A 22407-nucleotide genomic window follows, 5' to 3' on the forward strand; every position below is an offset into this window, starting at 1 on the left:
AAAAGGGAATGCGTTTAGGCTACCGGTTTAGCACCGGAGAAGGTAAATTCATTCATAATTCCAAACATTGGATTTGAATACCATCCGGTTATTCCCTTGTTATACGGTGTGACATCATTTTTCCAGTATAATGCGATTCCTGGTAAGTTTTCTGCATAATACTGCTGGACTTCTTTTGCAGACTGTGCAATCTTGGTCTGATCGGTGGTACTTAATAAATCGTCACAGAGTTCCAGGAATTTTGGATCGCTGACTGTGTGAAGTTGACCTCCTCCAAACATCCTGCTCTCAAAGTATGCAGTAGCCCATCCTGCTTCCTTGATCATACCAAATGGAGTTGTCCGGGTCAGGGTGATATCATAGTTGAATTTATCTTTCTGATCAGTCCAGGTTTGCTGATCTACAACATGTATCTCAGCTCCAACCCCTATTTTTTCAAGATATTCTTTTACAAGATCGCCTTCCCGGGCAAACTGGTCTCTAATCAGGAAATCAAGTTTTATATCTTTTCCATCTTTCCCTTCTATGATTCCGTTTCCATCTGAATCCTTGTATCCGGCATCAGCGAGGATCTTTTTGGCATCGTTCACATTATACTGGAGTTCATCTGTTTCTACATAATCATTCATCGCTGGTGGGATGAACCCTGAATTCGGAGCCTTTCCGTGACCAAGGGTAGAGATACTTACCAGTTCTGGATAATTCAATGCCTTACTGACTGCAGTCCTGAATGTAAGATCAGACATCGGTTCCTTATTCAGGTTAAAGCCAAGGAATGTCAGGCCACTTGATGGTTTTTCAAGGATATCGAAGTTACCTGTTGATTTTAGCGAATCAATGCTTGCATATGGGAATGAGGTAGCATACTTCCAGTATGTGTCTACTGCACCACTTTGAAGAGCTTTTGATGCTGCATCTTCATTCTTGAACCACGAGACTTCAATAGAGTCATAGTATGGTTGTTTGCCTTTCCAGTATGGATTTTTCTTAAAGATCAATTTGGCTGAACTGAGATCTATGCTGTCAATATAGAATGGTCCTGATCCAACATACGATCCCTTTGGATCTGCATATTCCAGAGGTTTGTCGATAGATTCCCAGATATGCTTTGGCAGTATTTCACGAGTTGCAAAATCCTGTGCCAGATTTGTGTATGGTTTATTAAGAGTATAAATAACCTTATTTCCCTCTACTTTGGCATCTTTTACTAACTCTTTAAGCCATTTGGCTGTGACATCTGTTTCATATACTTCCATTGAGAAGATTACATCTTCGCCAGTGATCGGTTTTCCATCACTCCAGAAAATATTATCTGCGAGAGTAAATGTCCAGACTGTATTATCCGGTGAAGCCTCATACGAAGAAGCCAGAGCACCAATGACTTTTCCATTTTCATCAAACTGAGTTAAAGGGAGATTTGAGGCTTCGCTGATCTGTTCAAGATTATAGTCACTTAAGAGAGACAGGGATTTAATCTGATCAGTGGTACCGATTTTTAAAACCTTATCCTCAGCGAGGACTGATCCCATGGATCCAAGCATGAGGATGAGTAATATTCCTAAAATTATTGACCTAACATTTGTCATAGTTTTGAGTTCACAGGGATAAATTTTGTACGGTAAATATTTATTGATTGTTATTTGCATTCAATTGTAATACTTATTTTATTGAATTATTAAATGTATTAGTATTAATGTATCTTTTTTAAAAACTACGAATTGAATAAGAGTACATAAATCTAGAATAATTTGTATATATTAAAAAATGGGTTAATGTTAGATATTAGTTGTTCATATATTACAATACATTTAATACTGGAATTTTAATACATATACATTTTATTATTAAAACTTATTTTTTATAACAAAACTGATTAATTGAAATAATATGATCAATAAAAAAATAATGTATGGGAAAGGACAAACCAAAGAATAGGAAAACAAATTATTATCCGATACTAAGTATTCTCGCAATTCTTGCGATAGTCTTTTTGACTGTCACCCCTATTAGTGCTGCAGAAACACAATCAGGGGATACCAGAACAGTTGTAGATGCAATGGGCAATACCGTTGTCATACCTAAAACTGTTGATAAAATAGTTGCTTTATATGGTGCTTGCAGTGCTCCGTATGTTTTATCGGGCCTTGGTGCTGGAGATAAACTTATTGGTGGGTTATGTTTTAAAACACCGATGCAGGTTAAAGTTCAGCCTGAATATGATAACCTAGAAACATATAAGGTTCAGGAGTATGAGGGTAACATCGAAGAACTCCTTAAACTAAAACCTGACGTAGTATTTGGTTGGTATACTCTTAAAAATGAAAAAGAGATGCGGGATGCAGGTATACCTCTTGTTATGTTAAAGTCGACTAATTTAAGCGATGAAATGAAAAATATTCAGATCATCTCCGAGATTACTAATACTCAGGATACTGCAAAGCAGTTGATTGATTACTTTAATGATACCGTTAAGAAGGTAGGAGATAAGGTATCAACAATACCTGAAACTGATCGAAAGAAAGTTTTGGTCCTTTCAAAAGTTAATCCAATTAAAGCAATGGGTGCAGATGCCAGAGATGGGGATTTAATAAGAAAAGCAGGAGGATCATTTGTAACTGATAAAATGCCCGGGTTTACCGTTGACCTTAACATGGAAGAGATCCTTAAACTTGATCCTGATTACATTATCGTTTCACCAACAGGAAAGACCAATTATGATGATATTATGAATAATACTTCTGCATGGGATTCTGTTAGGGCAAAGAAAGAAGGGCATGTATATCAGGCACCAATAGGAGTATTTTATTGGGATAAATCTCAGATTGAACCGAATCTCTACCTTCTTTGGCTAACGAACCTGTTATATCCAGATATCATTAGTAATGAAACATTAAAGGATGAAGCAAAAGATTATTACAAGAAATTCTTTGCATATGATCTAACTGATGAAGATTATAATGCCATTATGACTCATAGCAGATGATGATATCTTTGAGAAGAGAATCAAAAATTCCCTTTTTATGAATTGTTAACTATTTGTTACTTTTGCTGCGATATGCAATGTTGTATATCCGGTATTTGCCTTTATCTTGATTACATCTTTTATAACAAAGCCCGTAGACTGAATTAATGTATTGTACTCATTCTCTGGTATCATCTGGTGATACATTCTTCTGGTGGCAGTTTCAAGAGCAGACAACAGATTTGTATCTGATAGAACCCAGTCATCATCAAATTTATGATTTGAGATAAATATACCTCCAATATTTATCTTCTGGTAAATTCGGTTTATAAATGAGGCAGGATCTTTCATTCCGTAGATAATGTGGGAAGCAAAAACTAGATCATACCCGCATCCTGGAAGATCAGTATTCATATCTCCTGAAACAACAGAGATACGATCTGCCATCATGTAATGGTTAATCATCGCCTGTGTGAACTGGATTATTGAAGGCCTGTCTAAAATTACTCCTGAAAGATTTGGATTTTGCTGACAGAATGAAATAGAATACATACCATGCCCTCCTCCAATGTCCAGAAGTCTCCGTGCATTTAAGAATTCTTTCTTTTGTGATAATACCCTTGATACATCCTGTAATTCTCCTCTCATACTACGCTGTGAGAGTACCCGAAGAAAATCCGGATTAATTTTGTCCTCTGATATATCGTGTTTAATTCCAACCGAGAAAAAATCGGCTTCATTTCCCCAAATTGCTTCTGATATGTACTTTATTGTATCTCCTTGATACAAGGGGCTATTTGATATGAGATAACGGGAAATGCCCTGGGATAACCAGACCGTCTTTTCTGATCTTTCCAAAATCTTACTCTCTACCAGAGCTTCAATCCATAGATGAGCGGGCTCTGGATGATATCCTAGTTTTTGAATCAGAAGATCTGATTCCATTGGTCCCTCGTCGGTTAGTACGTCGGCAATACCTGACTGAACAGCCCAGAGTAATACTCGATACTGCCTAAGCCCATCGACAATATCTTCAATCCGTTGATATGATTGATCGAAAGTCTGGTCCATAAGAGAGGGAAGATGATTGTCTTTTAAGATTGTATCAATTTTCATAATCTTTAAGTCTTTATTTAAACAGTTGTGATTTAGTTTTTGAACCTTTAACATTTAAATTGGTTGTGGGTGTTTTAATACATTGTTCGTTTTATGTTTGCAATCTATGTTTGATTTTTAAAATAAATCATTAATTGAGATGTAAAATTCGGGTGAACTTATTTAATTAAAAAATGATCTTTATTTAATAGTAATATCTAATATATTATATCAACATTCAGTTGATTTTATTAATTTTATGTGGTGAATACTTTTGAGAAATAAAATATTTCACATTTTAATCGTAATCCTTGTGGTAATCTCAGGATTCGGTACGACATTTGCCTTAGCAGACAATACCAAGACAGTCACTGATATGACCGGACGAGTAGTCACGGTTCCGTCTGAAATTAGTACCGTTCTTTGTAACTGGCTGCCGGCAATGATGGTCGTTTATATGGTTGCACCAGATAAACTGGGGGCATGGAATTCAATGCCCGGGGCTGGATATTTCCCTGATAAATATGCCAATCTCCCGGTAATCGGACGAGTCAGTGATGAAACATTACAATCAATGAAACCTGATGTGGTTATTATAGGTTCAGCGATTGGTATTGGTGGGGAAGTAAAACGTTCAACTATTGATGATGAGCAGAAGAAACTTGACCCAATACCGGTTGTCGCTATATCTGAAACTTCGAATATCCTGAATGAGAGTATGTTTGTCCAGCCTGTTCAGTATGTGGGCAAATTCCTTGGAGAAGAGAAACAGGCTGAGGATATGGTAGCATTTTATAAAAAAGTGGTATCGCAGGTAAAAGAAGGGGCAGCCAAAATCCCTGAAGATAAAAAGGTCAAAGTTTACTATGCAGAAGGTGCAAAGGGAGTTCAAACAGATCCAAAAGGGTCAAATCATGCAGCTCTTATTGATATCGCTGGCGGTATAAATGTTGCAGATTTCGCAATTCCAACAGGACAGGGGATGACTGAAGTCTCAATGGAGCAGATCATTTCATGGAACCCGGATGTCATTCTGGCTTCTGATCCACAGTTCTATGCCTCAGTAAAAAGCGACCCAACCTGGCAGGGAATAAATGCTGTGAAAAACGGAAGAGTATACTTCATCCCATCCACTGCGTACAGTTGGTTTGACCGCCCAACCGGAATGAATCAGATTATAGGTATTCCCTGGACTGCAAAAACGCTATATCCGGAATATTTCAAAGATATGGATCTTGAAAGTCTGGTCAAAGAGTATCACAAGATATTTTATCATATCTCACTCGATGATGATCAAATCAAGAAAATATTAAATCCCTAATCTTTTTTTGTGTTTGTATCGTAAAAGGGAATACGAATTATTGTATAATCAACATATTCTGGAATAATCCAGACTATTTACACCATTGTGTATAGTGCTTATGAATAGGATAGCAAGAATAGCCTTAGCTTCAGTTATTGTATTTAATATCTGAAGGAAAAAAATGTAATTGATATCCGGAATCCCAACTTCGGCACCTTTAATCCGATGACAATACCGGTGATAGGAAAGTCCATTGATAATTCCTGATATTGAATAGTTATTTCGTTCCTTTTTTATTTATAACCTGATTTAACCCGTCTTCAGAATGTATCTGTATTGTTTCCGGAAAAAGTTATCATTATTGAAGAGTCGCCTTATAATCGGTTTAAATTTATTTGACTCTTAATAATACATTATTTTTAATTGATATATTTATTTAAGTAATTATTTCTATATGATTTATGTATACCCTATAATTTTATATTAAAATTCTATCAAGCGTGAGGAGACTGGACATAAAGAGGAAATATGATATCACAAATTGCAGTAATGCATACCTATGACGGAATAACAACTACACTTACAGATCCTGGTGTTATTACAATCTATTCCAAGGAGTCATCATATTGGATACCAGTCAGGGTTATGCCTTTTTATCTTGACCAAAATAAGGGTATGATTCAGATTCGTGAGGAAGCAAGAAGACTCGTATCATTCCTTGGAGATTGTAAAATTTTTGTTGCAAAGGCTATAAAAGGTATCGTATTTTATGAACTGGAAAAGGCCCATTTTGATGTATGGGAGATTTCAGGAAGGCCTCATGAATTTCTAGATCAGGTCTTGGATGAGGAAGAGAAGGATATATTGCAACAATCAAAGAAAACAGATATTCCATCTCCTGTTGAGATCTCCCCAGGACAGTATTATCTGTCTCTTATAGAGATGCATACAATAAGACCTGATGTAAGTAGTAAGCAGATACTTCTAAAGTTTATACAAACCGGTGCATATCAAAAACTTGAGGTGGTGTGTTCTCATGTTCCACCGTGGATCACTCATGAGTTGAAATCCGGATGTTTTTCCATGCAGGCCGAAAATTTCGGACCAGAAGAGGTACGATTGGTACTAACGAAGGATATGTAATATCCGCCTTAATCTATATCCTTTTATTTTCTCTGACTTTTTATCACTTACAATTAAAATTAATACTTAAAAATATTAATTTTAAGTAAATATTATACATTATATCACCAAATTATAAAAAAGAAATATTATGAAATTAATTACCGTAGCGGGGCCTCCGTCTTCGGGAAAAACCTCTGTAATTATCAAAACAATAATTGCCCTTGGTTTACCGGAAAAGAGTGTAGGTGTTGTAAAATTTGACTCACTTACCTCTTTTGATCACCAGCGTTATAATGAAAATAAAATCCCGAATCAAACAACATTTTCTGGAAAAATATGCCCTGATCATCATTTTGTTAGTAACATCGAAGGGGCAGTTGAATGGGGAATGAAGAAAAATTTCTCGATTCTCGTATCAGAAAGTGCAGGTCTATGTAACAGATGCTCCCCGCATGTGTATGGTATTCTCTCGATTTGTGTCATAGATAACCTCTCCGGTGTTAATACTCCGAGAAAAATAGGTCCGATGCTGAAGTATGCTGACATTGTTGTAGTCACCAAAGGAGATATTGTTTCCCAGGCAGAACGCGAGGTCTTTGCCTTTAATATTCGAGAGGTCAATGCGAAAGCAACTGTATTATTTGTAAACGGGATAACCGGGCAGGGGGCGTTTATTCTTTCTCGATATTGGCAGGATGCACTTGATATCAAAACGCTTCGTGAACGAAAGATCAGGTTTACCATGCCTGCTGCAATTTGTTCATATTGTACCGGTGAGATCCATATCGGAGAGAGATACCAGATGGGAATGGTTAAACGGATGGTGTTTGACGACGCATGAGTGATTCTGATTTTGAAACTGAGATCTCAACGGTACCTATTGGTGATATTCTTCGCCGGTATCCTCTGGCAGTAGATTATCTGGCAAATATACGGCTTGACAGGGTTGATGAAACAAAAACATTTCCTGAAATATTACAAACTGTTGATGAAGATATCCTGGCAGAATTCGGGCTTGATCGTGGAGAAGTTATATCCCATTTTCGTGCGTTTCTTGAGGCATTTTCCAGAAAAAGTGATACAATTGAAACGATCTCTTCAATAACAATTCTTGGTGGAAATAATAAACTGGGAATGCCTGAAACAGTGGAACTGACGATAACAGCCGGGGAGGTTGTAAGTATTGTAGGTCCTACCGGGGCGGGTAAAAGCCGGCTGCTTGAGGATATTGAATGTCTTGCTCAAAGGGATACTCCAACGACAAGGCAGATACTTATCAATGGAGCGGTTCCTGATTTTACGAAGAGATTTTCCACAGGAGGAAAACTGGTAGCCCAGCTCTCGCAGAACATGAATTTTGTCATGGATTTAACTGTTCAGGAATTTCTCGAGATGCATGCTAAGAGCCGGATGATATCAGGATCCTCTGAGATCGTGGAAAAATGTTTTGCAGTAGCCAATTCCCTTGCAGGTGAGAAATTCACATTAGACACGAAAGTTACACAGTTATCAGGTGGTCAGTCACGATCGCTGATGATCGCCGACACCGCTCTATTAAGTTCATCCCCGATTATCCTCATTGATGAACTTGAAAATGCGGGAATTGACAGGCGGGAAGCAATCAAACTCCTCGTGGGCAATGAAAAGATAGTCCTCATGTCGACACACGATCCTCTTCTGGCCCTTCGTGCTGATAAACGAATTGTCATCAAAAATGGCGGTATTGCAAAAGTTATTGAAACAGCACCTGATGAGGAACTGACACTCCTGAAGATTGAAGCAATTGATTCCATCCTTCTTGATATCCGCAATCAGCTTCGTGGAGGAGGAGTTATTGCAAATGAGAGCATTCCCGAATTTATGGAGAATTAAATTATGATGAAATTATATGATGAATTAGTTGAAGGAATTCCAGATGATATTGTAGTAGATGATGTCATAGTTGGTGGAGGAGCGACATATGTTGAGGCAGATGGCGGTGTGGGCCTCTCAACATTCAGGGATTATTACAGTCAACGTGCTCCAACATTGACTGGAAATCTTATCGGAATGCCACTAAAAAAAGTTGCTGAATGCGTAAAATCCTGGAATTTCAGGGAAGCAGCAGTTGGTCATGCAGCACTTAACGCCTACTATAACAACCCAACTACTGCTAAAAAGGCAGGAATTGATATTGCAGCATCGAAGAATGTCAATGATCAAATCAAAGGGCGACTTAAAGATCCATTTATCAAATATCAGAATCTTGTAAAAGACAAGAAAGTCTGCGTTGTTGGGTATTCCCGGCTGCTTAATGAATTATTTGCTCCTGTTTGTGAGATGAGTGTTATTGAATGGGATGCACCATTGAGAAGTTATTCTGATACTGGGTATCCGCTTTCAGCATGTGAATACCTGCTGCCAGAGTGCGATTATGCATTTTTGACCGCATGTGCAATATCAGAAAAGAATATGCCCAGGCTTCTTGAGTTATCCAAGAATGCCACCGGAGTAATTATTACTGGTATGACTTCGACCCTGTCTTCAGTATTCTTTGATTATGGTGTGACTGATATTTCAGGCCATGTTGTTATCGACCCTGAAAGAGTCAAGCAGATTCATAAAGGATCTGAAAATGGATACTGTCTCTGTCAGGCTCCGGAAGCAATTACCAGGGTAGAATATCTTAAACCCGGAATGTAGGGAGATTGGTTCAGGCCTGGGATCTCCCATATCAGATGAAATAGTGTCTGAAATCATGTTTCGATAGGACCATGGCTGGTATCGGCCCGAATGGTCTTTTTTTAGATGATACACATTAAATCTGAAAAAAGGCTCATCATCAGACTTTCAGGATCTCCTCTCAAGTGCAAGATTTGCTGATATTTCAATTGATCCAAAGGATATCCCAAGAAATCCTCCTTCTTCAGAGGATTTATTAAATCGATTTAAATCTGGATGTAAATTCCATTCTGTTTAAAAGATCTACCTGAAGATGTAAGAGAATAGATCAAACAGGATATCATGGATGAGATCATATATCGAAAAGAGAGAAAAACTGAAAAAGACACCAATATTTCATTATTTACAGTTACAGTTTAACCAAAAAATATCATGGGATAAGAAAAATGGATGAAGTAACACAAAAAAATAGTCAGTTATGGGCAGATTTCTGGCTTGAGTCAACTAAGCACAATAAAAATCGTGGTTCTTTTCAATCAACCTTCTGGGATGCCATGTCTTCCAGGTTTGCAAAGAACAGATCGCCTGAGAAAGAAGAAGACCGGGTAAAAACAGTCTTCGATCTGATAAGAACAACCGGCCTGGAATTAAACGGAGCAGAGGTTCTTGATATTGGAGCCGGAACTGGTTCGTTCTCGATTCCACTCGCAAAACTAGGAGCCAGAGTAACTGCCATAGATTTTTCAGAAGGTATGCTCAAAAATTTGAAGATGAGGGCAGATAAAGAGAACGTTCCTGTTCGCATCATGAAAAAATCCTGGGATGAGATTGATCTTGATAAGGAGGGTTTTCGCAACAGTTTTGACCTGGTTATTGGTTCAATGACTCCAGCTGTCAGTGATCCCCTGACATTTGATCTCATGATGAATGCATCAAGAAGGGTATGTTATTACAGCGGATGGGTAAACCGAAAATGGGATAAGGCCTATTATGATCTTCATAAAATGCTTTTCAATTCAGAGTATCTTGAAGGAGTCCATGGAATTTATCTTCCCTTTATGTACCTGTATCTCCAGGGATATCATCCGGAAATTGTGATTTCTCAGGACAGCTGGAAAAATGAGACAACAATAGATGAGATGACAGACGTTATTGCATCGCATTTTTTAGGTTCTCAAATTGATGATCCGCAGGTCAAAACTACTATTCGGAAATATCTTGTTCAACATGGAACTGATGGCAAGTACTATGAGGAGTCTGTAACAACATATGCCATGATGGTTTGGGATAAACAGAAGAAGATAGATTCAGCAGAGTGTAAAATATAATCTATAACATTGAGTGAATTTGAATATGGACCAAGATCAAACTGAAATTATCCAATATTGGACCGAATGCTGGACATCATCTCTGCTGACTCTGGATTCAATTTCAGACGACATTCAGGCTGATATCTGGAATAAACGATCACATAATTTTGGAAAAGATGGTGATGAAGACAGGCAGAAGAAAAAGAATAAAGAGTTTTTTGATATTTTAGAAGAAGCCGGTTTCACGCCAAAAGGGGCCACAGTACTTGATATCGGATGCGGGCCGGGATCTCTTTCGCTTCCGTTAGCTCAGGCTGGTGCTCATGTTACTGCACTGGATATCTCGCATGGAATGCTTGAGCGACTCAGTGAGACTGCTGAACAAAAGGGCCTGTCTATTAAAACCATAGAGACATCATGGTGGACGGTTGATATTGACAAACTGGGTTTGCGCAATTCTTTTGATCTGGTAATTGCATCAAAAACACCCAGTATCAGAGATGTTGAATCATTTAACCGCATGGTTGCCTGTTCTCGTGATTATTGTTATTTTAGTGGGTTTATCCGCAAAGATCCGCCAAAAATCCCAGCAGAAGTGTATGTTCAGATCCTGAAAGAAGTGCCTGAAATGAACTCCTTTGCTTCTGCATTTATCTACCCGTTTATGTACCTTTATTCACTTGGTATTCATCCAATTGTAAGGTTTGCTCATAGAAACATGAAATATGAGGAACCCTGGTCAGAGGCAGCAGAAAAGACTATTGACTCCCTGAAGACGAGAAGGGATTTGTCAGAAGATATGAAACACCAGATACAAGAATATTATAAAAAGATGTCTAAAAATGGAATGTCAAATTCTGATTATGAGATGTTTAGTGGTTCTATGGTCTGGCAGATTCAAAAATAATCTGGATTATTTTTTCAGATGATTTCAGTTAGCAAATGTTGTGTCTTTTTTATCTTTCAATACTATGAAAGATTATTGCAACTTTATTATCAACTACATATTGTCCTGCTCTGAATTTCAACTCGGCATATTGATACTTATTGAAGTTTATATTTATCTTTAGAGTTTGTACAGTGAAACAGGTCTTCAAATATTATGATGATTTATTAACTGTTCCTTTACATTGAGGTGATTTGCATTCCACGTACATTTGATCATTCAAAACTTATGCCAATGTCACAGGCAGTAACAATGATGCTCGAGACATTTCCAAAGCTTGGTTCACAGGAGACGATTAAAGCAATAGATATTCCCGGCAGAATTCTAGCGTCACCAGTTTATTCAAACAGAACGAACCCCCCTCATCTTTTATCAGGACCTGACGGGATAGCAGTCGTGAGCTCACAAACAACCGGAGCCACAAAGGAAACACCAGTAGAAGTGAATGCTCCAAGAGTAAATACCGGATTGCCTCTCCCTGATGGCTTTGATGCTGTCGTTCCAATGGAAGAGGTTATACACATTTCAAAAGGCCGATATCGAATCCATATTCAGGTAACACCATATCAAAATACAATCCCGGCAGGTTCAGATGTTGAAAAAGGAGATCTGGTCATGGAGGCTGGACATCTTTTCATCCCTTATGATATTGGTGCCCTCCTTACCTACGGAATCAGGGAAGTCAGTGTAAAAAGCTGGAAAATCGGGATTATTGCCACCGGAGATGAGATTGTCCCACCTGATAAAAACCCGTTGTTTGGTCAGATTGTGGATAGTAATTCCTATGTTATTGCTGCTTATCTCAAACAATTTGGAATCACGCCGGTAATTGCTCCGGTCATTCCCGATGATTTGGATGCAATATCAGAAGAACTATTACGTTTAAGTGAAACCTGTGATATGGTTCTGCTTTTTGGTGGTTCATCTGCAGGTTCAAAGGATTTCACTGCTGATGCCTTAAACAATTCAGGAATTCTTCTGTTTCATGGAGTATCGATGGCACCGGGAAAACCGGTATCATTAGCGAATGTTAACGGAAATCCGGTATTTGGGATGCCTGGCCCTTCGATTGGGGCTTTGATCATTTTATACAAACTTGTATATCCCTTGCTTAGACAGTGGGGTGCACCAATTCCGGAAGGTACGTTTGTCAATGGTGAATTAACTGCTCCTGTATCATCATATGGAGGATTTGATATGTTTCTCTTAGTCTCAGCCCATCAGCATGAAGGAAAGATGTTGATAACTCCGGTTGAACGGAGATTTGGCCAGATGATGGGAGTCAGGGCTAATGCAATTATTCATATTCCGAGTGGTACTCCAACCATTGAATCCGGAACCAATGTTCAGGTTCTTATGATTAGATCGGAATCATCGTGATGAATATTTAGCATTGGATATTATAATGTCATGATTGTCAATGTAAGATCTAATTGGATCTGTTCCGGATAATAAAAAACAGAAAGTACTATACATATAGGCTACATCCCTTGCTGTATTCAACTCCAGTGGATGGGTTGTTCCGGCAGGTGGACTGGATGCCTTTGATGGATCAAATATCAAAGGCGGGTTTAGCGGGGTTAGTGTCCGGTATGAGGGAAATATTGAAGAGATCCAGAAATAGAATCCTGATATAATCGTTGTGAAAGATGCAAGTGATATTCCATACCGTAAAGAAAATTTACAGTTCAGCAATATAATACAGTAAAGAATAATAAGATTTAAGTCTGTCCTGCTGGGCTGGCGACCTGAACATCAGATACAGAATTACCTCTATTATCTGAATGGGCTGCAACAAAGTTACATCCTGATAACGTCTCTGAATCAGATCTTATTCAAGATACACAGGATTTATAAATTAAGTTCTTTGGTTATAAATTATCTGAAGAACAACCTAAAGGTATTATTAACAGAACACCGTAATTTGGACTTTTTCCGTCCCCTTTTTTAACAGTATCTTTCTAATTCTTGTGTTAATTTTTTTGAGGTGTAGAGAATCTTCAATAATCCGGAATATTACCTCCTTTACCCATTATTATACCACTGAGGTTTCAGACATTCAGTACGATAGAGGATAGTAAACCTACAGATAAAACCGTTTGTGCAAATTCTCATCTTTGCTTATTCATTTCTGGGGATAGTTGCTCACCCTGATGAATAATGGTATTATACCAGAAAAAAAAGGATTAATATCCGAAATCTTTAGCATTCTCCGGAAGTTCATGGTTCATAATCCTGGTGAGCTGATCATCACTAAGATCGTAGTTGAAGAATTTTGAATAAAACTCTTTTACTTCCTTACTCATATCCAGATCCTTGAAGAGTTCGGGATGGAAAATCTGAGCCATCCATTCAAGTTGCAATATTCCCTGCTGACCTGCATCCCAGAAGAAAGCACCCATTGGACAGATATATACCTGCTTATTCTTCACAGCGTTGATATTCTGAAACTCAGGTTTTGACATAAATTCTTCTTTTACAGCCTGGGCATTAGGAGTGTTCGATGTTGAACTGGCGCTTGGGTCAGGCAGATCTGGTGCATGATCAATAATAATAATATCCGGATTCCAGGCAACGAGTTGTTCAGGATTTATTGTTGCAGTTGCATTCACAATATCCTTAGCTACGTAATCTCCTCCTGCTTTGGTGACTGTATCACCCATCACTGAGTTTATTGATCTTGTCCGAAGTGGTATACCACTGGTAACATAGACCTTTGGTTTGTCTTTATCTGCTATTGATGATGTTTTTGAGAGAACATTCTTTAATTTTTCATCAAAGTATGTACAATACTCTTCGGCTCGCTCCGTAGCTTCAGATCCTAATACTTTTCCATACAGCCTGAGTGAATCCTTTAAAGATTCCAGTTTTGTAGTATTTCCTGTAGAGCAAACCACCGGGATACCCAGACTCTCCATCTTCTGGGTATTTTTATCATTTCCAAAGTAGAAAACTACATCCGGATTTTCTTTTAAAATATCTTCGACATTTGGATTAGATGGATTACTGAATGAAGGTAAGGAATCAAGGTGTTTATATATGACATGAGCCCACGAAGCATGCGTTTTGTGATAATCTGCACACATGCCTATTTTGTCTTCTGCATCTAAGATGACAATTTTTTCATAAGCAGGTCCATATAATGCCAGAATATTGTCTATCGATGCTGGCAGCGTTACGGTTCGGCCTGCCATATCGGTGACTGTATGAGTACTCTGATTAGTGGTTTGATCTGCGAATGAGACCGGAATTACTGAAATGACTCCTGTAATAAGGCATATCACAAACAAGATTTTCCAAAGCTGAGGTAATTTGATTGTTTTCATAGTTCTCACAATTTAGATTTTTCCCACCAGATCAAGGACCATACCGGTTTATCATCAGGAGCTTGTAATAATCCATTTTCACATTTGACCAGATTTTTTTCAATAACTGGTTGTACAACTTTCATCTGCTCTGGATTGAGGTGATACAGTAACTGATAACTGCTAAGTGCCTGTGAAATAGTATGGTACGTAACCCTGCTAGAACACATTAAATGCTTGACATTAGGCTGAATTCCCATTTGGGCTAGAATGTTGAAGACATAGAGGTAATCAGGACTATTATGGTATTCTAAACCAAGAGCAGCCATGATTTCCTTATTGATCCTTCGTTCTCCCCCTCCCCAAGCTGTTACATATGCAGACTGGATTGCTGCCTGATTGACCTTTTTCAGAGTTTCTGAAAGGTTCATCGTCCGGGATATTGCTCTGGACATAATAACAGCATCATGAGGCTCGATATCTACTCCAATACGAGCATCATCCCAGGATACATATTTTGTATCAAGGTTGGAGATCGATTGTTTCTCAGCATCAGATCTGATTATCTCAAGCATTTTAGGAGAAAAATCAATACCTGTTACAGATTTTACAGTCTTTGCAATCGGAATGGCAATAGCACCTGTTCCGCATCCAATATCAAGAACTGACCATTCAGGTTCAAGATGTATGCTCTCTAATACTTTTAATGGATAGTCATCGATTGTCATCCATTCTTTAAAAAGGGGAGCAATACAATCATATCGCTCAATTTCTGAATGCTCACTTGGTTTGGATGGATTTGCATGAGCCTGGGTTTCTTTCCACATTTCCTCCCAATCGATATCGTTAATTTTCACCGCTCACAAACTCCTTTTCTGGGGTAAAATATTTTTGAACTATTTATTCATTAATGTATGTAATTTAAGTGAACATTAATTAAAGTCAATATCAAAAGACTACAAAAGAGATCAGATACTATTGTAGAACAAAAAAGTAAAAAATAAATAGGGGAAATTACGCGGTTAATCCTGAATATGTGATAATAGTATTGACTTCAGTGTCAGTAATATCATAGTTCAGGTACTTCGTGTAGTATTCCTTTATCAAAGAGTTCAGATCAATATCTGTAAATTTCTCTGGATATATTACCTTTGCCAGCCATGGGATACCAATGATACGGTTTGCACCCGGTGGGCGGTCAATCCATCCAAATGGCTGGTTCGGTATAAGGTAGACCTGCTTATCCTTTACTGCCTTAATATCCTTCCAGTTTGGATCAGTCATGACAGATTTGTAGAATTTCTTGTCTCCGGCAACAATCACATCAGGATTCCATGATACAACCTGTTCCATTGAAACAGGGGACATTCCCCCGCTGCTACCCTGACTAACCTCGGCTACATTATTACCTCCACAGACTGCAATCAACTGTCCGTGTGGTGAACTTGCCGGATCGGTCTTTAATCCGTCAGGACCTTCTGCATAATACACCTTCTTCTTCTGATCATCTGGAATAGAGGCAACTGTAGTAGTGACCTTCTTATAGAGATTATCATAGAATGAATTAAGTGAGTTAGCACGGTCTTCAGCACCCAGGAGTGTTCCCAGGAATTTTATTTCAGGACCATAATTTGTGGCATTGGTTGAGTCAGCGCATGCAACAACAGGAATTGGGTTCAGCCTTGTTTGAACATCTTCAATATCAGCCTGGTTCCCTCCCATTGCAGGATCAAATCCATAGAGAACAATATCAGGTTTCATTGACTGGAATGTCTCATAGTTGAGTTTACTCCCCATCTGCTGACCGCCAACATTGGGCAGTGATTTATACTTTTCTGGAACATATGAGGAATTCTTTAGATCAAAATTAATCCCAATGAGATCATCAGGCTTAATCATGTAGACTGCTTCAGAAGTTGGAGGTGCTGTTCCAAGAATTGAATGAATTTCTGTTGGAATCGTTACAGATCTTCCAACCATGTCCGTAATTGTGCGAGTGTTTTCAGCAAAAACAGGGCTGACACATATTATAGCACAACATGCAAGGAGAACCAGAATTAGTCCTCTATACCATTGCTTGTTCATCTTTCAACCGTCCTCAACACGCATCTATATCAATCCTCAAGGGTTGCATATGAAATGGTGTAAATAACTTATATGTCAAGTCATATTAAGAGATCTTGTAAATAAATATAAATTAAGTATAATATTATTGCCAAACAAAACATCTATTATTTAATAAATGCTCTATATATCTGTTAACTATGTGTGTAGGTAATGCTTGTGGCGGCATGAGCGTCACTACGATTTATCCGGTTGCTCATAGCGATCCGGGTTTTATGATGATGGGTATCGGTCTTGGGGTAGCATTGCTCCTGATCATGGCGCTGATTAAACACTCTCAACTCCTCACTGGCAGGACAATCCCATGTTTCGTACAGTTGTTCTGATAACAATCCTTTTTTCCTGTATTATTGGATTAGTGGCAGCAGCAGATAATTCAGCAGCAGGGAGTTCATCTCCTATAACACTTACAATAATGACTCCCTATGACCAGGATCTCAATTCAGGGTTAAAAGAGATTGCAAAAGAATATGGGAAAGATCACAATACGATCATCAATATTATCAGTGTACAGGGCAGAAAGAAGATTGTAGATGAACTTTCCAGCGGAAACACATCTGCAGATCTCGTTGTTATAGAGAAAGAATACCAACCCTTCAACCTGAAAGGACTGTCCAGTCTTGAGAAAAAAGGACTTATTGATAAAAGCGAGAAACTGTATAACGCTGAAGCAGACCTTGTTGTTTCACAAAAAAGTCCTATCCAGTCGACACAGGATTTAAATGGAACCAGGTATGCTGCAGTAGATCTTGTGAATTATCATATGCCTGGTGGTTGTCTCGCAACCTCGTTGCTCTCTGTACTACCGGTACAACCTGAAGTGGTAAACCAGTCTGGAATTGATAAAATCTACGAGGCTGTTGAAAATACCTCCGCTGATTCAACTATTTTGTGGGCATCAGATTATAACGTGCAGAAGAAAAATCAGGGAGAATTGAAGGCAATACCATTACCAGAATATAGTATGGACAATTACATTGCTACCCTGACAAATTCTGCTAATAAGGATGAAGCTGCAGCATTCATGGATTTTGTCTTATCTCACAAGGATAAGCTACAAAATTAAGCGATTATATATCTTCTTTTTTGAATCATCCAAATGAAGAACTCCTCCGTTTCTTATCTGATCCCTCCATGAGGTCCATTGATCATCGACCTTTTGAATATATCTCATGGCAAGCCGTTCTTCTTCATCAGGAATAATAATTCCTGCAATCCCACCATTTTTAAAAAAGAGTCTTCGTGAACCCATCAGGGCAAGGACGGGATCATGAGTTGCAACAAATGTAATTTTCCCTTCTTTAACAAGCAACTCCAATGCGTTTTTCCTGTTTACTCCTGCATTCTCTATCTCATCAATAAGAACAACAGGGGATGGGCATAGAAGAGCTGTGTCAGCAATCATTAGAGCCCTGGATTGTCCTCCGCTTAATTGAGTAAGAGATACATCTGGTGAAAACTGTTCTCCGGATAAATTATTAGCCGTCTTCAGAATAAGATCAATGATATTTTCTGGATCAGGAATAAGGCGGGATTCAGCATGTAGGGCAATAAATTCTCTCACTGTTAAATCCACAACAAAGTTCATCTGTTGTGATAATTGTGCAATTAACCCAATCGCACTGGTTCGCAATGAAGATGATGGTATTTCACCATTTATTAAAATTTTTCTGCCTGAAGGAGTATCACCCTGAGCAAGAGATTCAATATCTCCGAGCATCCTGCTCTTACCAGAGCCAGTTGGCCCAACCAGACAGATAATATCACCGGATTGGCAACAAATGGAGTATGGTTCAATATCGCCTGATTTGTTGGTTCCTCCAATTATCGTCATATTTTTGACTTCAGGGAATAGTCTTACATTATTATAATCTTCAGAAAGACCTTCCTGAATTTGCAAATGGGTATTCTCAATGCTCAAAATTCCATCCTCTTTACGTTTCCCATTTGATAGTCTCTTCCGATTCTGATTTCACCAAGGCAATAAGAACAGAGAGCAGCTGGCATCGCAAATCTGAGTGAACAATCATTTACAGTTATGGTATCCGGAGTATTCTTCATTTCATCTGCCAATGGAAGGACTCCCTGACCAGTCAGGCCGTTGATTTTTATAACTTTTGCAGATGGATTTGCTCTGCCGACTCTAAATGCGAAAACTTCCCGTTCAGCCTGAGAGACAATATCCCCTTTGGTTATAACAATCATATCAGAAAGTCTCAGCATAGGTCCAATTTTTTTCGGTGTATTAATCCCGCTGAGCGTATCAATAACGCATATGCCAAGGATGCCTCTAATGTGGGGAGAACACCTGTTACAGAGTCCCGCACTCTCAGTAATCAGAAGATCCAGATTCTCTTTCAGTCCCCAGGATACACATTCCTCAATATTTGAAACAAAATAGTGATCAGGACAGAGGTTTCCGGCAAGGCCTATATGTATTGGAACACCTGCTGCCTGGTATGTATCTTCATCTCCTGATGAGATACAGTCAAACTTTATTACACCAACTGAAATTCCTGCTTTTTTAAGTTCACGGATTGTATGAAGAATTACCGATGTTTTACCTGAAGAAGGAGGACCTGCAACAGTTACAAGTTTCATGATGTTTTTCCATAAAACAACCGGGTAAATTCAGAAGATATTTGATCGATTTCTGCACCGATGTCATGAGTATTTATGTAATCCCATCCAATCCAGTTGAATTTGGCGTCTGGATCCACACATGGTGGAACTCCTGTCATACTCGGAAATGCTGCATTACTAAATATAGATCCGGTTTTTTCTCCAGCTAAAAACGATATAAGGGGATCGAGTTCTGGTTGATGTTCTCTTTTTACAATCATCGTTACCGGACTGACAATTGGACCTTCTTCTGGCCAGATAATTGAAACTTCTGAAGATTTCTCAGCCAATTTCGCAAAGAAAAGAGGAAGTATGGAAATGGGGGGGGCAGGGTGTCGTTTAAATTTCGCCGCCTTAACCATTTCTGATGGATGTGAACCTTTTTGAACAGTCTTTGCAAATTGTCTTACTCCTTCAATGCCATATTCGGAGTATATTGTGAGAAGAACAGTCTCACAAAAAAAACCATCCTGGCCCCTGATTGTGAGAGAATTTTCATATTCTGGTTTTAAAAGATCACTCCATCGCTCTGGTACTTCAAGATCACCAAGCCGGGTGTGGTCAACCATAAGAACCTCAATGTTTGCACCAATAACTGAGTATTGATGTTCAGGATCCTGAAGATCAAGGTTTTTATATGGAGATCTCCCGTGTTCAATGGGATCCATAAATAAGTTTCTTTTCCTGAACTTATCAAAAAAATTTCTGTAATAATATCCATTCAGTCCTGGAGAAATTACAATATCAGGCATTTGGTTTATGTCTGTAAAATTTTTGACATAATCATAGTATGATAACTGATTATTTGCATTAGATTCAAGAAGATATGTAAACGGGGGATTATTATCATATGCTTTGGATAAGAGGTCTGCAAATGCCATATCAAAGGGCACTTTGACCGGACAGGGGAGAAGAGCAAGAAAATTAATATCGTGTTGATCATAACCCCGTTCAACAAGAGTGGATGGTGTTATCGTCGATGGATCTGGTAGTTGTTCTTCAAGCAATTTGATAAATCCGGTTTTATCAATGTGATGCTGTTTTAAAAAAGCTCCCAGATGAATTCCATATTCTGGTGATTCTTCATCAATCTCTATATTATAATGTCTGAATACTTTTCTGGTTTCCGGAAACCTCGTTAAAACCTCACATACTGGTATGTTTGGAGTAATCCGAGTTTTTTCAGAGGAGGAAGGATGGTTTTTCATGATCTGAACCTGGTATGTACGATACTATGTACTGAGTGCCCGATGAATTCTTTGTTTTAGACGAGTTTAATCCTAGTGTGACTTCATGTTGGGTTTTAAGAGTTTGTTGATATTAATATCCAATAATTCTTCCATTACACGATAACTGACATATTACATAGGGATTAATAATTTTTAATCTTTTATTTCCATATTTAATCATGTAGTTCTTGTTTTTATGATCTGATCAATAGTAGGATGTCCAGAGTTATCATGGCCCAATTGGTATCAAATGTTGATTATAGAACAACCTGTAACATCCAGCTTCTTTTGTAAAAAAGAAAAAAATTTTTTCAAATGAAATTTTACTAGATGTTGTGTAAAAATCGAAAAATAGGTTTTAAAATGCAACAAAGTTTCAAAAAATTAATAGGATTGTAATCCAGATCCTGTCATAATGTCCTTTACATCACTATCTGTCAGGTCATAGTGATAGAATTTTGAGTAAAACTCTTTGGTGAGGGATGTAATGTCAAGATCTTTAAATTCATCGGGATATAGAACTTTTGCCACCCATGGGATTCCGATCACTGTGTTGACACATGGTGGGCGATCAAACCAGCCTAGTGGATCACTTGGAGCAAGATATACCTGTTTATCCTGAACCGCTTTTATCTTCTGCCAGTTTGGATCAGAGTAGATATCGCTGTAGAACTTAGGTTCTCTTACAATAATTACATCCGGGTTCCATGAGATAATGTCCTCAATATTTACCGGGGTTTCTCCCATTCCACCTTTTACTGCTACCTTTGAGGCAACATTAATACCACCACAGAGGTTGATGAGTTGGACATGTGAATTGTCTGGTTCGGTCTTTAGTCCATCAACACCCTCAGCATAATAGACTTTCTTTCTCTTATCCTGTGGGATTGTTTGTGCTTTGTCTTTGACTTTATTATAAACTGTCGTATAGAAGGTATTAAGTTCATCTGCCTTTGTTTTGGCATCCCCTCCAAGTGTCTCTCCCATGAATTTTACTGACGGAGTATAATTGTTGACATCAGTGCTATCTGCAACTTCAATCAGCGGGTATGGATTCAGATTTTTCTGACGTTCATCAATAGTTTCCTGATAATTACCGGTTCTGGTAAATCCTTCAAAAATGGCATCTGGATTCATTGACATGAAGGTCTCATAATTTGCAGTCAAACCACCATACCAGCCACCGACCACCGGGAGATTTTTGTACTCATCCTTCATGTATTTGTTTTTTCCAGCACTTGTTTGCCATCCCATTAATTTTTCCGGAGCAAGCATATACACCAGATTGCTTGTCGGGGGATATGTTGTCAGGACATGATTGAGAGTTGTGGGAATTGTCAGAGTTCTTCCATCCATATCTGTGATTGTTTTAGTACTGCCAGATCCAGTATCTGCTACGCAACAACCAGGTATACAGACTAATGCTATGACAGCCATCAGAATTATCAGACCAGATAAATTCATCAGACGGGATGATCTCCTGGTACCAGAATTAATTGTTCTCATAGAAATCCTCTTATTCAGCATTTGTTCAGAAGAACAAATATTAGAGTAATAAACTGAACATTAAGTATTTTTTAACTACAATATTTAATTATGATTTATTTGATCGATTAAATTATTGCTTATTATTGATAGAATCAGTTCACAATTGAGAATGTCAGGAATGGGTGGAAGACTTTTGATCTATCTGTCTCATTCTATCAATCATTGAAAAGAGGAAAC

General features: G+C 38.3%; 20 protein-coding genes. 11 read left to right on the forward strand and 9 right to left on the reverse strand.

The genetic code is table 11. The features are described 5' to 3' along the window. Positions 1-14: 14 nt before the first annotated feature. Positions 15-1586 (reverse strand): ABC transporter substrate-binding protein, encoded by a 1572-nt coding sequence (locus tag DK846_RS10625; RefSeq protein ID WP_109968932.1) that lies wholly within the window; start codon positions 1584-1586, stop codon positions 15-17. Positions 1587-1909: 323 nt separating this feature from the next. On the opposite strand from DK846_RS10625, the gene DK846_RS10630 reads away from it, so the two are divergent. Further along, positions 1910-2983, forward strand: coding sequence for an ABC transporter substrate-binding protein (locus DK846_RS10630; protein ID WP_109968933.1), 1074 nt, complete (start codon positions 1910-1912; stop codon positions 2981-2983). 45 nt (positions 2984-3028) lie between these two features. Here the strand turns inward: DK846_RS10630 and DK846_RS10635 are convergent, their stop codons facing one another. Next, positions 3029-4078: a class I SAM-dependent methyltransferase gene (locus DK846_RS10635; protein ID WP_181391729.1), complete on the reverse strand. Its 1050-nt coding sequence runs from the start codon at positions 4076-4078 to the stop codon at positions 3029-3031. A gap of 253 nt (positions 4079-4331) precedes the next feature. Here DK846_RS10635 and DK846_RS10640 point away from each other — a divergent pair, with 253 nt between their 5' ends. From DK846_RS10640 to DK846_RS10675, 8 genes are all read left to right on the forward strand, one after another. Further along, entirely contained in the window at positions 4332-5378 is a 1047-nt protein-coding gene (locus DK846_RS10640) for an ABC transporter substrate-binding protein (RefSeq protein WP_181391730.1), read from the forward strand. A 510-nt stretch (positions 5379-5888) separates the two neighbouring features. Then, positions 5889-6503, forward strand: coding sequence for a Fe-only nitrogenase accessory AnfO family protein (locus DK846_RS10645; protein ID WP_109968936.1), 615 nt, complete (start codon positions 5889-5891; stop codon positions 6501-6503). A gap of 130 nt (positions 6504-6633) precedes the next feature. After that, on the forward strand, positions 6634-7326 hold the full coding sequence (locus DK846_RS10650; RefSeq protein ID WP_109968937.1) for a GTP-binding protein: 693 nt from the start codon (positions 6634-6636) through the stop codon (positions 7324-7326). After that, positions 7323-8357, forward strand: coding sequence for an ATP-binding cassette domain-containing protein (locus tag DK846_RS10655; RefSeq protein ID WP_109968938.1), 1035 nt, complete (start codon positions 7323-7325; stop codon positions 8355-8357). The genes DK846_RS10650 and DK846_RS10655 overlap by 4 nt, the downstream gene beginning before the upstream one ends. A 3-nt stretch (positions 8358-8360) precedes the next feature. Then, entirely contained in the window at positions 8361-9167 is an 807-nt protein-coding gene (locus tag DK846_RS10660) for a Rossmann-like domain-containing protein (RefSeq protein WP_109968939.1), read from the forward strand. Between the two features lie 425 nt (positions 9168-9592). Further along, positions 9593-10474, forward strand: coding sequence for a class I SAM-dependent methyltransferase (locus DK846_RS10665; protein WP_109968940.1), 882 nt, complete (start codon positions 9593-9595; stop codon positions 10472-10474). 25 nt (positions 10475-10499) lie between these two features. Further along, positions 10500-11363: a class I SAM-dependent methyltransferase gene (locus tag DK846_RS10670; protein WP_109968941.1), complete on the forward strand. Its 864-nt coding sequence runs from the start codon at positions 10500-10502 to the stop codon at positions 11361-11363. Between the two features lie 267 nt (positions 11364-11630). Beyond that, positions 11631-12782, forward strand: a complete 1152-nt coding sequence (locus DK846_RS10675) for a molybdopterin molybdotransferase MoeA (protein WP_245926525.1) — start codon at positions 11631-11633, stop codon at positions 12780-12782. An 806-nt stretch (positions 12783-13588) separates the two neighbouring features. On the opposite strand, the gene DK846_RS10685 is transcribed toward DK846_RS10675, so the two are convergent. The 3 genes from DK846_RS10685 to DK846_RS10695 all read right to left on the reverse strand — a co-directional run bounded on the left by DK846_RS10685 (position 13589) and on the right by DK846_RS10695 (position 16792). After that, positions 13589-14596, reverse strand: a complete 1008-nt coding sequence (locus tag DK846_RS10685) for an ABC transporter substrate-binding protein (RefSeq protein WP_181391731.1) — start codon at positions 14594-14596, stop codon at positions 13589-13591. Positions 14597-14733: 137 nt separating this feature from the next. Beyond that, positions 14734-15534 carry a class I SAM-dependent methyltransferase gene (locus tag DK846_RS10690; protein WP_109968944.1) on the reverse strand — a complete coding sequence of 267 codons (801 nt, stop codon included), beginning with the start codon at positions 15532-15534 and terminating at the stop codon, positions 14734-14736. Between the two features lie 187 nt (positions 15535-15721). Then, a complete protein-coding gene (locus DK846_RS10695) occupies positions 15722-16792 on the reverse strand; it encodes an ABC transporter substrate-binding protein (protein WP_109968945.1) in 1071 nt (356 codons plus the stop codon). 179 nt (positions 16793-16971) lie between these two features. Here DK846_RS10695 and DK846_RS17470 point away from each other — a divergent pair, with 179 nt between their 5' ends. Together DK846_RS17470 and DK846_RS10700 are read left to right on the forward strand one after the other, a co-directional pair. Further along, positions 16972-17157, forward strand: a complete 186-nt coding sequence (locus DK846_RS17470) for a hypothetical protein (RefSeq protein ID WP_146201201.1) — start codon at positions 16972-16974, stop codon at positions 17155-17157. Further along, entirely contained in the window at positions 17136-17897 is a 762-nt protein-coding gene (locus tag DK846_RS10700; protein WP_109968946.1) for a molybdate ABC transporter substrate-binding protein, read from the forward strand. The genes DK846_RS17470 and DK846_RS10700 overlap by 22 nt, the downstream gene beginning before the upstream one ends. On the opposite strand, the gene DK846_RS10705 is transcribed toward DK846_RS10700, so the two are convergent. From DK846_RS10705 to DK846_RS10720, 4 genes are all read right to left on the reverse strand, one after another. Beyond that, positions 17886-18752 (reverse strand): ATP-binding cassette domain-containing protein, encoded by an 867-nt coding sequence (locus tag DK846_RS10705; protein ID WP_245926526.1) that lies wholly within the window; start codon positions 18750-18752, stop codon positions 17886-17888. The two genes, DK846_RS10700 and DK846_RS10705, sit on opposite strands and share 12 nt — an antisense overlap. Then, entirely contained in the window at positions 18749-19432 is a 684-nt protein-coding gene (locus DK846_RS10710; protein ID WP_109968947.1) for a GTP-binding protein, read from the reverse strand. The genes DK846_RS10705 and DK846_RS10710 overlap by 4 nt, the downstream gene beginning before the upstream one ends. Continuing rightward, complete coding sequence (locus tag DK846_RS10715; RefSeq protein ID WP_109968948.1) at positions 19429-20661, reverse strand: ABC transporter substrate-binding protein; 1233 nt, start codon at positions 20659-20661, stop codon at positions 19429-19431. The genes DK846_RS10710 and DK846_RS10715 overlap by 4 nt, the downstream gene beginning before the upstream one ends. A 405-nt stretch (positions 20662-21066) precedes the next feature. Then, complete coding sequence (locus DK846_RS10720) at positions 21067-22188, reverse strand: ABC transporter substrate-binding protein (RefSeq protein ID WP_181391732.1); 1122 nt, start codon at positions 22186-22188, stop codon at positions 21067-21069. Positions 22189-22407 lie beyond the last annotated feature (219 nt).

Source organism: Methanospirillum lacunae, assembly GCF_003173355.1.
GTDB classification, from domain to species: Archaea; Halobacteriota; Methanomicrobia; order Methanomicrobiales; family Methanospirillaceae; genus Methanospirillum; species Methanospirillum lacunae.